Origin of the sequence: Nonlabens sp. Asnod3-A02 (assembly GCF_045063755.1) — a bacterium.
Lineage (GTDB): Bacteria > Bacteroidota > Bacteroidia > Flavobacteriales > Flavobacteriaceae > Nonlabens > Nonlabens xylanidelens.
This window is the reverse complement of the sequence record NZ_JBEFOC010000007.1, coordinates 1,070,709-1,085,317: the sequence shown is the minus strand read 5'-3', so window position 1 is coordinate 1,085,317 and position 14,609 is coordinate 1,070,709. Positions and strand designations below refer to the sequence as shown.

At 34.8% G+C, this 14,609-nt stretch carries 9 protein-coding genes; 7 read left to right on the top strand and 2 right to left on the bottom strand.

Annotated features, from left to right (window positions below; genetic code table 11):
- Nucleotides 1-325: 325 nt before the first annotated feature.
- From ACJJVN_RS08315 to ACJJVN_RS08300, 4 genes are all read left to right on the top strand, one after another.
- The gene (locus ACJJVN_RS08315; protein WP_405377778.1) at nt 326-2,104 is read left to right on the top strand and encodes an AMP-dependent synthetase/ligase; all 1,779 of its coding nucleotides are present in this window, start codon (nt 326-328) and stop codon (nt 2,102-2,104) included.
- Between the two features lie 105 nt (nt 2,105-2,209).
- A complete protein-coding gene (locus tag ACJJVN_RS08310; protein ID WP_405377777.1) occupies nt 2,210-3,553 on the top strand; it encodes an exonuclease domain-containing protein in 1,344 nt (447 codons plus the stop codon).
- A gap of 57 nt (nt 3,554-3,610) precedes the next feature.
- Nucleotides 3,611-4,321 (top strand): SAM-dependent methyltransferase, encoded by a 711-nt coding sequence (locus tag ACJJVN_RS08305; RefSeq protein WP_405377776.1) that lies wholly within the window; start codon nt 3,611-3,613, stop codon nt 4,319-4,321.
- Nucleotides 4,322-4,439: 118 nt separating this feature from the next.
- A complete protein-coding gene (locus tag ACJJVN_RS08300; RefSeq protein WP_405377775.1) occupies nt 4,440-9,176 on the top strand; it encodes a T9SS type B sorting domain-containing protein in 4,737 nt (1,578 codons plus the stop codon).
- Nucleotides 9,177-9,284: 108 nt separating this feature from the next.
- Here the strand turns inward: ACJJVN_RS08300 and ACJJVN_RS08295 are convergent, their stop codons facing one another.
- Nucleotides 9,285-9,677 (bottom strand): nucleoside triphosphate pyrophosphohydrolase family protein, encoded by a 393-nt coding sequence (locus tag ACJJVN_RS08295; RefSeq protein WP_104514787.1) that lies wholly within the window; start codon nt 9,675-9,677, stop codon nt 9,285-9,287.
- A 54-nt stretch (nt 9,678-9,731) separates the two neighbouring features.
- On the opposite strand from ACJJVN_RS08295, the gene ACJJVN_RS08290 reads away from it, so the two are divergent.
- Complete coding sequence (locus ACJJVN_RS08290; protein WP_405377774.1) at nt 9,732-9,953, top strand: hypothetical protein; 222 nt, start codon at nt 9,732-9,734, stop codon at nt 9,951-9,953.
- Nucleotides 9,954-10,022: 69 nt separating this feature from the next.
- Here the strand turns inward: ACJJVN_RS08290 and ACJJVN_RS08285 are convergent, their stop codons facing one another.
- Nucleotides 10,023-12,044, bottom strand: a complete 2,022-nt coding sequence (locus ACJJVN_RS08285; RefSeq protein WP_104514786.1) for a dipeptidyl-peptidase 3 family protein — start codon at nt 12,042-12,044, stop codon at nt 10,023-10,025.
- Nucleotides 12,045-12,221: 177 nt separating this feature from the next.
- Between ACJJVN_RS08285 and ACJJVN_RS08280 the strand changes: the two genes are divergently transcribed.
- Nucleotides 12,222-13,985 (top strand): sensor histidine kinase, encoded by a 1,764-nt coding sequence (locus tag ACJJVN_RS08280; RefSeq protein ID WP_405377773.1) that lies wholly within the window; start codon nt 12,222-12,224, stop codon nt 13,983-13,985.
- Nucleotides 13,982-14,608 (top strand): response regulator, encoded by a 627-nt coding sequence (locus ACJJVN_RS08275; protein ID WP_405368398.1) that lies wholly within the window; start codon nt 13,982-13,984, stop codon nt 14,606-14,608. Before ACJJVN_RS08280 ends, ACJJVN_RS08275 begins: the two co-directional genes overlap by 4 nt.
- Nucleotide 14,609: the final 1 nt, after the last annotated feature.

The window sequence follows — 14,609 nt, the reverse complement described above, 5'->3', positions numbered from 1 at the left end:
TACCTATTTAATATAAAATAGTACATTGAAAATTATCACCTTCATTATTGTTAATCAAGGTATTAAAAATCACTATTTACCTTCTACAGCTTATTAAAACTATAGATTAGAGGAATAATTTAAAAATATTTTAAGGATACAACTTATGTCTAGACCATATTATTAATTGAGACTACAAACATGTGGAAAATTCACAAACTCACTAAAAAGACTGGCCCTAAGAGCCTATAATTACATTAATCGTGATAATTTATTTGTTTTTTTATCATTTTAATAAGCAGCCTATTTCTTATATTTAAGCCGTATAAAAATCTAAATGGACAACATGCAATATAAAAGACTTTTCGATTTCCCCCATTATCAACTAGAATTATATCCACGTGAAGATTCTCTAGTTTCTAAAGTTAATGGTGTATGGGTTAAAACTTCAACGGCATCTTTTGTCGAGCAAGCTAACTCGATTTCAAGAGGTTTATTAAGGTTAGGAATACAAAAGAATGATAAAATTGCACTTATTTCTACTACAAATAGAACCGAGTGGAATATTATGGATATAGGTATTATGCAAACAGGTGCGCAAGACGTACCAGTGTATCCTACTATTTCAGAATCAGATTATGCTTATGTCTTAAATCATAGTGAATCAAAATACGTATTTGTTTCTGATAAAGAAGTTTATGATAAAGTCATGAACATTAAAAATGAAGTTGCTTCTTTAATAGAAGTATATTCATTTGACGACATCCCTGGTTGTAAAAGTTGGAAAGAAATAAAAGAATTAGGTAAAGATGACAGCAATCAGTCAGAGCTAGAAGAAATAATGGCAACTATTAAGATAGAAGATCTAGCTACCTTAATATATACATCTGGTACAACTGGACGTCCTAAAGGTGTTATGTTATCTCATGAGAACATTGCTAGTAATGCGATGCACAGTTCTAGTCGTTTACCTATAGAAATCGGAATTTCAAAATCTTTGAGCTTCCTACCGGTTTGTCATATATATGAACGCATGTTACAATATATGTATATCTATACCGGTACAGGAATCTATTTTGCAGAATCTATTGATAAGATATCTGATAACCTTAAAGAAGTAAAACCAGAAGTAATGAGTGCTGTACCTCGATTATTAGAAAAGGTATATGACAAGATTATCGCAAAGGGTACGGATTTAACAGGGATTAAAAAGAAATTGTTCTTTTGGGCTGTAGATTTAGGTCTAGAATGGGAGCCTTACGGAGCAAATGGATGGTGGTATGAACGTAAATTAGGTCTTGCAAAAAAATTAATCTTCTCAAAATGGAAAGAAGCACTAGGTGGTAACCTACTAGCCATAGCTAGTGGTAGTGCTGCTTTGCAACCTAGACTAGCAAGAGTATTTAATGCTGCTGGCGTGCCAGTTATGGAAGGATATGGATTAACAGAAACCAGTCCTGTAATATCAGTAAACGATTTACGTAATGGAGGTTTTAAAATAGGGACCGTAGGTAAAATGCTGCCTAATACCGATGTTAAAATTGCCGAAGATGGTGAGATAATCATCAACGGACCACAGCGCATGCTAGGTTATTATAAGGACGATGAGAAAACTAAAGAAGCTATTGATGATGATGGTTATTTCCGTACCGGTGATATAGGAGAAATAGACGCTGAAGGATTCCTTAAAATAACAGACCGTAAAAAAGAGATGTTTAAAACATCTGGTGGTAAATATGTCGCACCACAGGTTATAGAAAATACTATGAAACAAAGCCGTTTTATAGAACAAATTATGGTAATAGGTGAAGGTGAAAAAATGCCTGCGGCCTTTATACAGCCTAATTTTGATTTCCTTAAAGACTGGGCAAAGCGCAAAAACATTTCATTTACAAGCATAGAAGATCTTTGTAAAAATGAACAAGTAATTGCTAGATTTCAAAGAGAAATAGAGCACCATAATAAACAGTTTGGAAAATGGGAACGTGTAAAAACCTTTGAGTTAACTCCAGAAGAATGGACTATCGAGGCAGAGCACCTTACCCCTACTTTAAAATTAAAACGTAGAAATATTAAAGCACGCTATCAAGATCTTTACACAAAAATCTACGGCTCTAAGATTTAATAAATCTTATTATAAAAAAAGTAAAAGCCATGTTTGTTACATGGCTTTTTTTATTAGCTTACACACTCAAATAACTAGATAATTCTATCTTTTAAAACAGAATATTTGTACGCAATAGTAGATGTAGAAACCACTGGAGGAAAATATAATGAAGAAGGCATTACAGAAGTAGCCATCTATAAATTTGATGGTCATGAAATTATTGATCAATTTGCTAGTCTAGTTAATCCAGAAAAAGAAATACAACCCTTTGTAGTAAAATTAACTGGTATCAATAATGCCATGTTAAAACGTGCGCCTAAGTTTTATGAAGTTGCAAAAAGAATCATAGAAATTACAGAAGGTACTACCCTAGTTGCACATAATGCAGGATTTGATCACCGCATGCTCAGGTTAGAATTTGATAGATTAGGTTATGAATTTGAACGCCCTACACTTTGCACTGTAGAGTTGGCACAAAGCCTATTGCCAGACCAGGATAGTTATAACTTAGGTAAGCTAACCAGATCATTAGGTATACCATTAACAGATAGACACCGTGCTACTGGTGATGCACTAGCAACAGTAAAACTGTTCAAGTTGTTATTACAAAAGGATATTAATAAAGAAATTATTTCAAAAAGCTTAAAACATTTTAAGCCTTTAAAAATAGAACCTAACCTTAAAGCAATAGTAGACCAATTACCAGCAGCTACAGGTGTATTCTATGTGTATGATGTAAACGGTACTATACTATTTATCAGCAAGAGCAAAAACATAAAAAAGCGCGTCACTCAACTATTTACTGGTTCTAATAAAAAATCAAAAGAGATTCAAAAAAAGGTTGCCGAAATTACTTTTGAAAAAACCGGTAGCGAGATGGTCTCTATCTTAAAAGAACATATTGAGATAAGAAAACACACGCCTGCACTCAATGGAAGAATTAAAAGAAATAACTTTTCTCACGGTCTTTATATATATTACGATACAAACCAAACACCTCGTTTTTTTGTAAAATCAGTTGTTAAAGACCCTAATTACATCATCACCTTTTCTTCTTCTAGATCTGGTTATAGTTTTTTAGAAAAATTAGAAAAAAAATACGGTACATCAGTAAAATTTAGAAAATTACCACATAATGATGCTAGTCTAAGCATTCATCAAAATACAGCAGTTACAGAGTCCCTAGACCTACTTAATGAAACAGTAAATGAAATTATCACAACCTATAGTCTTAAAGCTACCAATAAAATATTAGTTGATAAAGGTCGTGAAGCTAGTGAGCGCAGTGTCATACTGATAGAAAATGGTAGAGTCACTGGTTATGCGTTTGTAAATTTAAGAATACAAATGACGGACATTAAAATGTTAAAAAGCCTCTTGACTCCTATAGAAGATCATGGCCAGGTTTTACATCTTGTAGCTAGTTACATACGCCATAAAAAGATATATCAAATTATAGATTTATAATAGTTACGCTTTCGCGAAAGCGAGATCCACAACAATAACACAATACAATTAAAAGCCATGCAAGCAAAAGGAAGATTGTTTCTTATCCCAGTAACATTAGGTGACATAAGCCCTCTAGAGGTACTACCATTATCAGTAAAAAAGGTAGTTGAAATGGTGGATGATTATATAGTTGAAAATGAAAAAACGGCAAGAAGATTTATAAAAAGTATACATCCAGCAAAGGCGCAACCTACTTTGAGTTTTTCTACTATCAACAAGTTTACGGAGTCTAGCGAGTTACCATCATTCTTACAACCCTGCCTAGAAGGTAAAGATATGGGCTTAATGAGTGAAGCTGGTGTTCCAGGAATTGCAGACCCAGGTGCAGACGTGATTGCAATAGCTCATGAAAAAGGTATACGAGTACAACCTCTAGTAGGACCTAGTTCTATACTTATGGCTATGATGTCTAGTGGTCTAAATGGTCAAAATTTTGCCTTTAACGGCTACTTACCTATTGATAAGCAAGAAAGACGTAAAAAATTAAAAGATTTAGAAAATTTTTCTATTAAAAATAATCAATCGCAATCTTTTATAGAAACTCCTTATCGCAATAATAAAATGATTGAAGAACTTTTAGTCTCTTTAAATAGTAGGACTAAAATATGCATAGCCTGTGATATAAGTTTACCTACAGAGTTCATTAAGACATTAACTGTAGATTTATGGAAAAAACAAATTCCAGATCTACATAAGAGACCGGCCATCTTTATAATACAAGGATAGGAAAATTACTTTTCCTTTAAAAATTTAATGTTAAATATTTATCAATTTAACTATTTTATTGTGATTTTATAGAATTGGAAAAAAATGACTAATTTACGGCTCTCAAAACTATAAAGCCATGAAAAAACTTTTCCTCTTATTCTTTTTATCGATTCCCATATTGTCATTTGGACAGTTAGAAGCCGCCTGGTGGTTTTTTGGAGATAATGCTAGTGTAGATTTTAATTCTGGAGCACCTGTAGCAGCTCCTGCCGGTAGCCTTGCCACAGCCGAAGGTTGTAGTACCATTTCCGACCCATGTGGAATTCTTCAAATGTATTCAGATGGGCAAACTATATGGAATAGAAACGGTGTAGCAATGGCTAATGGTACTGGACTATCTGGAAATGGATCTAGTGCACAATCTGCCATAATTATTCCTGATTTAGGTGTTGCAGACCGTTATTTTGTTATTACTATAAGTTCTTTTGCTGGATTAAGGTACAGTATTGTAGACATGAATTTAAATGGTGGACTAGGTGACGTTATCGCAGGTCGTAGAGATATTCTTATACAAGCTGATACTCAAGAAAAAGTAACCGCAACATTAAGTGATAACGGTAGTTTCTATTGGATCGTGACATTTGAAAACGGTGGAGAATATAGTGCTTATCCTGCCGCCGGTGGTATTATACTTGCTTCTAGAGGTGTGGATTCAACCCTTCCAGTAACATCTTCACTTACAGATGCTCGTGGTTATATAAGATTATCCCCAGATGGAAGTAAAATTGCAAACACATCTGTAGAACCAGCTGGAACAGCATATCTTACTGATTTTGACACAGCAACTGGTGTAGTTAGTAATCCTGTTGCTCTTACCACTTCTAACAATATTATTGATCATTTTTATGGTGCAGAGTTTTCACCTGATTCTCAATTAATTTATCTAAATGCTAATTCTGCTTCTGGAGGAAATGGATGTAGTACATCCGTTAATAGAGAAATTCTTCAATATAATATAAATAGTGGAGGTGGATGGAACTCTACTCCATTCGTTTTTGCTGCAAATGGAGCAAATAATAGTGAAAGAGGAGCATTACAATTAGGTATAGATGGTAAAATTTATCATGCTCGTGCTTGTCAACCTTGGTTAGGTGTGATAAGATCTCCAGATTCAGTTGGTGCTGCTGCAAATTATATTGACGATGGAATTCCTTTAAATAATAATTCAAGAGAAGGGTTACCTCCTTTTATAACTTCCTTCTTTGAACCTTCTTTTAACTCATATGAATCTGTTTCTGGTGGTGGTAGTGGCGGCGCCTCTATCAATCAGGTTAACTTTTGTGATCAGACACCTATTCAATTTGAAGCATCTACAGCCGACTTTTGTCCTACTTCTACAGTAACTTGGAATTTTGGTGATGGTTCACCGACCAGTACAGTTCTTAACCCTATTCATACTTTTCCTGCTCCAGGAGTTTATACAGTTACTTTAATTGTACGTAATGGTGGTTTTAGATTTACAGCCTCTCAAGACATAACTATTTATGCAAATCCTATAGCAAATCCTGTAGCAGATGTATTTTTATGTGATAGTGATGGTGACGGTATAGAAACTAGAGATTTAACAATTGCAGAATCTCCACAAGTATTAGATACCCAGATAGATCCTAATTTTATGATCGAGTATTTCTTATCACAAAATGCTGCAGATAATAATGTATCGAGCATTACAATGCCATATGATTTCCCTGTCGGTACTACAACAATTTATGTAAGGATCACAAATGAAGAAAATGCTACTTCAAGTCTTTGCTTTGATACAGGGTTCTTTGATGTTATAGTAGCTTCTGGATCTGGTGCTACTAGACCTACAGACTTAGTCGTTTGTGATGACGATAATGATGGTATATCAACATTTGATTTAACAACTACCGAAACTGAAGTTCTGAATGGATTACCAGCAACTGCATTTACTATCTCTTATCATGTGACTGCTGCAGATGCAAGTACTGCTTCAAATCCTATTATGAACCCAACTTCTTATACTAACACAACTCCTGATATGGAGACTATTTTTATAAGGTTGCAAGACAACAGCCCAGGTGGTTGTACATCTACCACAGAAGTAGATCTTTTTATATGGTCTACTCCTACTGCAAACGCTGTAATGGATGTCGCAGTGTGTGATACTGCAAATGATAACTCTGAGATTATAACACTTTCAGATTTTGATGCCGAAGTTTTAGGAACTCAAACAGATCCTGATTATGTAATAACGTACCACATCTCACAAGCAGATGCTGATACAGGTGCTAATGATCTACCTAATTCATATGACCTGACTGCTACAACTACTTTGTTTGTAAGGATAGATAATTTAAATAATGAACCTTGTTTTGATACAACGTCGTTTGAATTAAGACTAGATGCACAACCTGTAGCAAATCCTATAGCTACTTATAGATTATGTGATGACATTTCAAATAACAATTCTGAAGTATTTGACCTTGTTACTAGAAATCCTGAAATACTGTTAACTCAAGCAGCTGCAGATTTCAACATAGAATACTTTACTTCCCAAGCAGATGCTGATTTAGGTACTGTGGGAGGAGCAACTGCAGTTAATGACATGTACAGTAGTGCTGGCCAGACGATGTATGTACGTATTGAGAACTTAATAAACACAAGCTGTTTTGATACAACAACATTTGATCTTATTGTAGATGATTTACCAGTAGCAAATCCAGTTTCAGATTTAGTTCTTTGTGATGATGTAACTAACGACGGTACTGAAGATATAGATCTTACACAATTTGATACCGCGGTATTAAATGGACAGACCTCTCCTAACTTTGTAATTTCTTATCACCCAACTCAAGCAGATGCTGATAATGACACTGCAGAAATCACCACAGCTTACACCGTAAATTTAGGAACATCAACTGTTTTTGTAAGAGTTGATAATAGCGATAACATGACTTGTGCTAGCACAACACCTATCAATATTATTCTAGACGCGCAAGCTATAGCAAACCCTGTTACTGAATACAGGTTATGTGATGATATAACTAACGATGGATTAGAAGACTTTGATCTTAGTACTAAAGATGCTGAAGTATTAGGTACACAAACTGCTACTAACTTTACAATAGAGTACTTTACATCTCAAGCAGATGCTGATTTAGGAAGTGTAGGTGGTGCCACACCATTAACTACTATTTACAATAGTGGTTCTACTACTTTATTTGTGAGAATACAAACTAACAGTAATACCGGATGTTATGATACAGAAATGTTTGACATTTTTGTAGATCCATTACCACTAGCTGGTACACCTGCAGACATAATAGTATGTGATGACATTTCTAATGATGGAACTGAAGACGTTAACTTATCTCAGTTTGATGCAGAAATTTTAAACGGACAGACCAACACTAGTTTTAATGTAACTTATCACGCAACTCAAGCAGATGCCGATAATAATGTTTCACCTCTAGCAAGTCCTTATGCTGTGACCAGCTCTACACCTAACTTATTTGCTAGGATAGATAATGCAGATAATGACATGTGTTACAGTACAACGACATTCCAATTTGTTATAAGCCCTACTCCTACAGCAAACACTGTTGCAGATATGATAACTTGTGATGATCCAGGAAATGATGGTAGTGAAGTATTTGACCTAAGTCTTGCAAATAGTCAAGTATTAGATGGTCAGAATCCAAATGATTTCAATATCACTTTCCACCCATCACAAAACGATGCAGATATGAATACTGCTGCGCTACCTACTATGTATGCTAGTAGCACTACTACACCAGAAACTATTTTTGTAAGAATAGAATCTGCTATAAACCCAGTTTGTGCTGATTTCACAAGCTTTACTCTTACAGTAAGTGTGGAGCCTACAGCCGGAATCGGTGCAGATATAGTAGGTTGTGATGACGTGAGTAATGATGGCTTTGAAGAGTTTGATTTCAGCTCTCAAGATGCTGCCATTTATAATGGACAAAGTACTACCGACTTTGATGTTACATACCACGTTAGTCAGGCAGATGCTGACAACGATGTGAACGCATTATCCTTTCCTTATACTAATACAACAAGAGCACAAACTATATATGCAAGAATAGAAAACACATCAAATACTGATTGTTATGACGTTTCTAGTTTCTTAATAGAAGTATTTGCTAGACCGGTTATTGCAGATCAAGGTCCTTATACTATTTGTGCTGGTGTTGCAGAAAATATAGATGCAGGTGCAGGATTCTCTAGTTACTTATGGTCTACTGGAGCTACATCTAGAACTATAGACGTTGCTAGTGGTGGTGATTATACAGTGACGGTAACTAATGCAGATGGATGTGATAGTACGGCAACAATTACAGTAGTAGAGTCTGATGTAGCTGTAATAGAGCGTATAGATGTAGGACAGTTTGAGGTAAACACTAACACTCTTACTGCTATTGTAACAGGAAGCGGTGATTATGAATTCTCTCTAGACAACTTTGTATATCAAGACAGTCAGCGATTTAATAACCTTTATCCTGGTTTCTATACCATTTTTGTAAGAGATAAAAATGGTTGTGGAACAGTATCGATGGATGCCGTAATCATAGGTGGACCACCTTACTTTACTCCTAACCAAGATGGATACCACGACACATGGCAAGTAATAGCTGTAGAAACTATACCAGATGCTACTATCTATATATTTGACCGATACGGTAAATTATTAAAACAAGTAAGCCCTACCGGTGCAGGATGGGATGGTAATTATAATGGTACTCCTATGCCATCTAGTGATTACTGGTACTTAGTAGAATTAAGTGATGGACGTAGTTTTAAAGGCCATTTTGCCCTGAAACGATAAACACACTTATCATAAATTACAAAAGCGAGCTATTTAAAATAGCTCGCTTTTTATTTATAATGGTTTCTCATAATAAGAAGCCACTTACACTACTCTATTTTAAAATTATTACATAAAATTCTTTAAAATCTTATCAAAATTAGGCTTTGAATAAGTGGGCCCTTTTAGAACCTTACCATCTTCTCGATAAATAGGCAAACCATTTTCTCCTAACTTAGACATATTAGATCGTTGTATTTCATCAAAAACGTCTTCTATGACATCTTGCATTCCATGTTCTATAATTGTACCGCAAAGAATATAAAGCATGTCTCCTAAAGCGTCTGCAACCTCTACGAGATCATCATTTTGTGCTGCTTCTAGATATTCCTCATTTTCTTCTTTCATCAACTCATATCGCAACTTATTTCTACGTTCTGTGATGTGAGCAACCGGTTTACTATTCTTACCTAATTTAAAAGCGGTGTGAAATTTATGGACACTTTCTATTTGTTTCTTCATATCTATGGTGTATTTGCTAGTATTGGTTTGTAATTTTGTAAAAATAAGTTTTCTATGAGTGCATTGCCATTAGTTTTAAAAGATCCTATGTTCAGTAGTGGTCAGATTAATTTTGGAATAGGTTTTTTCTTAGTTTTTGTAGTCATTATTTCCGTTATGTACTTAAAAGATAAAAAATTACATAAGAAAAATTACAAAGGCGTATTCTGGATACTTATAGGCTTTATAGCTTTTATTTTACTTCTCGTTGCCATAAAATTTGGTTTACAGAAATAAAAAAAGCACCAGAATCTCTTCTAGTGCTTTTTGTGATCTCGCTTTCGCGAAAGCGGAATTATAAATTTCTTAATCTAAATGGCCATAATTCTTTGAGTACATAAGCATTTGTTCTTCAAAGCTTTTAGGTTGTTCAATAGAAAAACCTGATATAGAATCACCATCCATAGTAGGAACGATAACAGGGTTTACAAAACCTCTATAAGCTGGAGCTTTGAACTTACTGTTTCTCTCCAGCACTTCTTTATGAATATCTTGATCTACTTTTACACCATAGTTCTCTACTAGTGCCTGTCCAGCTTTAAAATCACCCTCGCTAGTAATGCGTTGTGTTTCTTTTAAAAGTTGGCCAAAAAGCTCTCTCAATTTATCGTAATCCTTAATATCATAATAAGTTTTACCGTCCTTTACCACTTTTTCAATTACATTATCCTCTTTACCTTTTTCATAAACCCAGGCACTCACCCATTGTCTGTTACGCATGTGGGCTTCTTCTACATCCTGCCCTAATTCTAAACGTACGAGCTGCGATAACATGCCGTTTCTTATATAACCGTCATAAGCAGCCATACCGTAATTTTTCCAGTCGTCGACAAGGCCTAGTTCCTCTAACTTAGGGTCCATAAGGTAATAAAGCCCAAAAAGATCTGCACGACCTTCTTCTATAGTAGATTTATAACTACCTAATGTTTCTTTAGGCGTTCCTACTCCAGGGTTAATCTGACCACTTGCATGCCCTACCACTTCATGAAGAGCTGTGTGTAATTTATCAGCTTTGGCACCGTATTTTTTCTCAAGTTCTATTTCTTTCTCATCGTGTGCAAACTCATCTAATCTGCCAGAACCACCTGCGTTACCATAAGCACCAATAATATTACCAAGAGAAACTGATTTACTACCGTGTACAGATCGTATCCAGGTATTATTAGGTAAATTCACTCCTATAGGTGTCGCTGGACTAGCGTCTCCTGCCTCACCTGCTACATTTACCGTTTTATAGCTTACTCCAGTTACTTTAGGTTTTTTATGCTCTTGCATAAGTGGTGAATTATCTTCAAACCATTGTGCGTTTTCACTCAAGACATTCATCTGGCGTGACATTTCAAAATCCTTTATCTGTACGATAGTTTCATAGCTACCTTTATAAGCGATAGGGTCGTTATAGACTTCTATAAAACCGTTGATCCAGTCCACAGCACCTTCTGTACTTGTGCTCCACGCGATAGAATATTCGTCCCACTTTTCTAGATCACCAGTTTGATAATATTCAATTAATAAACCTAGAGCTTTTTCTTGTTGCTCCGTTTCTGCAACGCCTTGTGCTAGTTTTAGGTAGTGTATGATTTGATCAATTGCAGCACCGTACAGACCACCACTCTTGTAAACGTCTGACATTAATTTGCCCTCTTTTCTAATTAATCTAGAGTTCAATCCTATTTCTACTGGCGTCTCTTTATCAACTGGTTGGCTTTTATAAAATGCTATAGCCTCTTCAGTTGTAATTCCTGGTTCATAAAAATTAACCGCACTCTCGAGTACAATATCTTTGTCTTTATCAAGAACTACTTTTTTAGAATCCTTATCGTTAAACATGACATCTACTGCTTCAGATGGCATAATTAGACTTTGATCTCTCAATAAAGTAACTAAAAATTCTTTAGAAAATTCTGGTTTCATCTTATCCATACTATAATGGTGATGAATACCATTTGCAAACCATATGCGTTTTAAGTAGGTTTCAAATTGTTGCCATTCTTCAGTTGTTTTATCACCTTTATAATTGGTATAGATACTTTCTAAACCTTTTCTTATAACTAAATTGTTACGATAATTTTGATCCCAAGTGATATCTCTACCACTTAAACCTGCTTGGGTTAGGTAATAGACTAATTTTTGTTGTTTTAAAGTCAGTTCTTCCCAACCTGGAATTTGATAACGTAAAACACCTATGTCAGCAAATTCTGTGACATTGTAATTGAAATCTATTACTTTTTCAGTTTTAACCGTTTCTTGTTTCTTTTCTATTTTCTCTTGACAAGAAAACGTAAGAGAGGCAGCAAATATGCAACCAGCAATTTTAAGATATTTCATGAATATAGTGAGTTTAAAGGTTTTATATGTTTATCTCAAAAATACGAATTTGGTAATGATTATTTTTTTACTCTATCGATGAAAAACTACACCTTTACTAACAGTTTGCTATAATAGTATCCGTATTTTTAACCTTTGATACAAAAAGATTATATTGTACCTACCCTAATACCTGATATGAGATTTCCCCTGCTTTTACTAACTCTATTATGGAGTTATACATCATTATTTGCACAAGAATTAGTCCCTTTTAACGACATGCTTACCATGCTCGATAAAGGTGAGATAGCAAAAACTAAGCTTGCATTAGAACAATACGATTTCTCTTCATTATCCAAAGAGGATCAAGCTAGTTACTTGCTCAATGAAGGTATAATAGAATACAAAGAAAACGATTTTGTTGTTGCATATAAGACCTTACTAAAGGTTAAGAACCTGAAAAATTTTGCTAGAAAAATGGTTATCTATAATGCAAACGATTATATGATCGATATTGCAAACGCTGTATTTGAATACAGTACAGCAGCACCATCTCTTATAGAAGAAAATTGTAACATCGCCGAAGAATTAAATGATCCCAAACTTAAAATAGACTGCATATTCAATTCTTTTTATTCTGAACTTGTGGGTGAAGATTATCAGCTAGCCTTAAAGTATAATTATCAAATGCAGCGCATTGCTGAGGAAAACGACTTGCAAAAAGAGTTGTTAGACATTGAAAATAACATGGGAACCATCCACTATTTTCAAGGTAGGAACGATTCTGCTCTGTTTTATTTTGAACGTAACTTAAAAAGATCTCGCAAAACCAAGGATACATTATCCATAGCACAACGTGTTAACAATATGGCCATGTTAAAAACTGCTATAGGAGAATACCCAGCGGCACTAGACAATATTAATGAGGCCGAGGAACTAGCACGTTCTCAATCAGATCATCAATTACTGTTAACTATTTTACGCAATAAAGCAGATATTCTTACTTATAATCAAAAGTTTGAAGCTGCCACAGATTTTTATTACCAGCATCTAGACATGAATGATACCCTGTCTGCTTCTCAAAATGCACAACAACTCAATGAATTACAAACTAAATATGAAACTGCCGAAAAAGAATTACTCAATGCCGAATTAGAAGCTGAAAATTCTAAAAGTGAATCGCGCATATATATGTTGCTATTCCTACTCACCATGGCATTAGGTACCGCAGGATATTTTCTTTTAAATTTTTATAAGACTAAAAAGATAATGGTAGCTAGAAAACTAGCTCAAGAACAAAAGGAACTTAAATTAATGAGAGATCAAGAACTGGCTAGTATAGATGCTATGATCGCTGGACAAGAAAAAGAACGTCTCAAAATAGCGTCAGATTTACATGACGACCTAGGTAGCTCTCTTACTGCCATAAGAGTTTCTATTGAAAATGTAAAAGAACGCACGCTAGATAATGACTCTAGATCTATACTTGAAAATGCTCATCACATTCTTAATGATACTTATTTAAAAGTACGTACCCTATCTCACACGCAAAACAGTAGGGTATTAAGTGAAGACGGCTGGATAAGTAGTTTAAAAGATCTAGCTCATAAAATCAATAAATCTGGTGATCTAGATGTAGAAGTAATTCACAGTGGATTAAAAGGCAGTCTAAGCAACTCTACAGAACTCTATTTATTCAGAATTATTCAAGAATTGATTAACAACATCATGAAACATGCTCATGCTACAGAGGCTAGTATAAATATTACTGGTTATGATAACATACTGGATATCATGGTAGAAGATAACGGTAAAGGTTTTGACCCTAATAAAGTCTTAAAAAATGGTATGGGTCTTGATAACATAAAAAAGAGAGTAAATGACATGAATGGTACATTTACAGTAGACTCTAACATAGAAAAAGGTGGTTGCACCATAAGTATAGAAATTCCCCTGGTATGATTACAGTAGCTATTGCCGAAGATCACATTTCCCTAAGTGATGGTCTTAAATTATTTTTAGAACAAGATCCTATAATTAGAGTTTTATACGCTGCTAGTAATGGTGTAGAGATGATGCAGCGCATAGAAAATTCATTACCAGACGTGGTCCTTACTGACATAAGCATGCCAGACATGAATGGTATAGAATTGTGTAAAGCCATCAAAAAATTAAGACCGTCTACTAAGGTTATAGCCCTAAGCATGTTTGACAACACTGGTGCTATAAAAGACATGCTAGACGCTGGTGCAGATGGGTATGCACTTAAAAGCAGTCCGTTAATACATTTAAGACAGGCTGTAAAAGACGTTTATGAAGGTAAAGTTTACTTTGATGAGCACATGACCGCACAGCTAGAAGAAATCAAATCTTTTAAGGTAAAAAAGAACATACTCTCTAGAAGTGAACGAGACATACTTATTTCCATAGCCAAAGGACTATCCAGTCAGGACATAGCCGAAGAACGCGGTACAGCCATAAGTACAGTTAACAAGCATAGAAAAAACATGATCCAGAAATTAGGATTATCTGGTAAGGGAGAATTACAACAGTATGCACAAGAGCAACACGGCCACTCAAATTAAC

What these genes read in the sequence shown, in the direction of transcription:
- ACJJVN_RS08315 (WP_405377778.1), top strand. Translation starts at nt 326, where the DNA reads ATGCAATATAAAAGACTTTTCGATTTCCCCCATTATCAACTAGAATTA.
- ACJJVN_RS08280 (WP_405377773.1), top strand. Translation starts at nt 12,222, where the DNA reads ATGAGATTTCCCCTGCTTTTACTAACTCTATTATGGAGTTATACATCA.
- ACJJVN_RS08275 (WP_405368398.1), top strand. Translation starts at nt 13,982, where the DNA reads ATGATTACAGTAGCTATTGCCGAAGATCACATTTCCCTAAGTGATGGT.
- ACJJVN_RS08305 (WP_405377776.1), top strand. Translation starts at nt 3,611, where the DNA reads ATGCAAGCAAAAGGAAGATTGTTTCTTATCCCAGTAACATTAGGTGAC.
- ACJJVN_RS08300 (WP_405377775.1), top strand. Translation starts at nt 4,440, where the DNA reads ATGAAAAAACTTTTCCTCTTATTCTTTTTATCGATTCCCATATTGTCA.
- ACJJVN_RS08285 (WP_104514786.1), bottom strand. Translation starts at nt 12,044, where the DNA reads ATGAAATATCTTAAAATTGCTGGTTGCATATTTGCTGCCTCTCTTACG.
- ACJJVN_RS08295 (WP_104514787.1), bottom strand. Translation starts at nt 9,677, where the DNA reads ATGAAGAAACAAATAGAAAGTGTCCATAAATTTCACACCGCTTTTAAA.
- ACJJVN_RS08290 (WP_405377774.1), top strand. Translation starts at nt 9,732, where the DNA reads ATGAGTGCATTGCCATTAGTTTTAAAAGATCCTATGTTCAGTAGTGGT.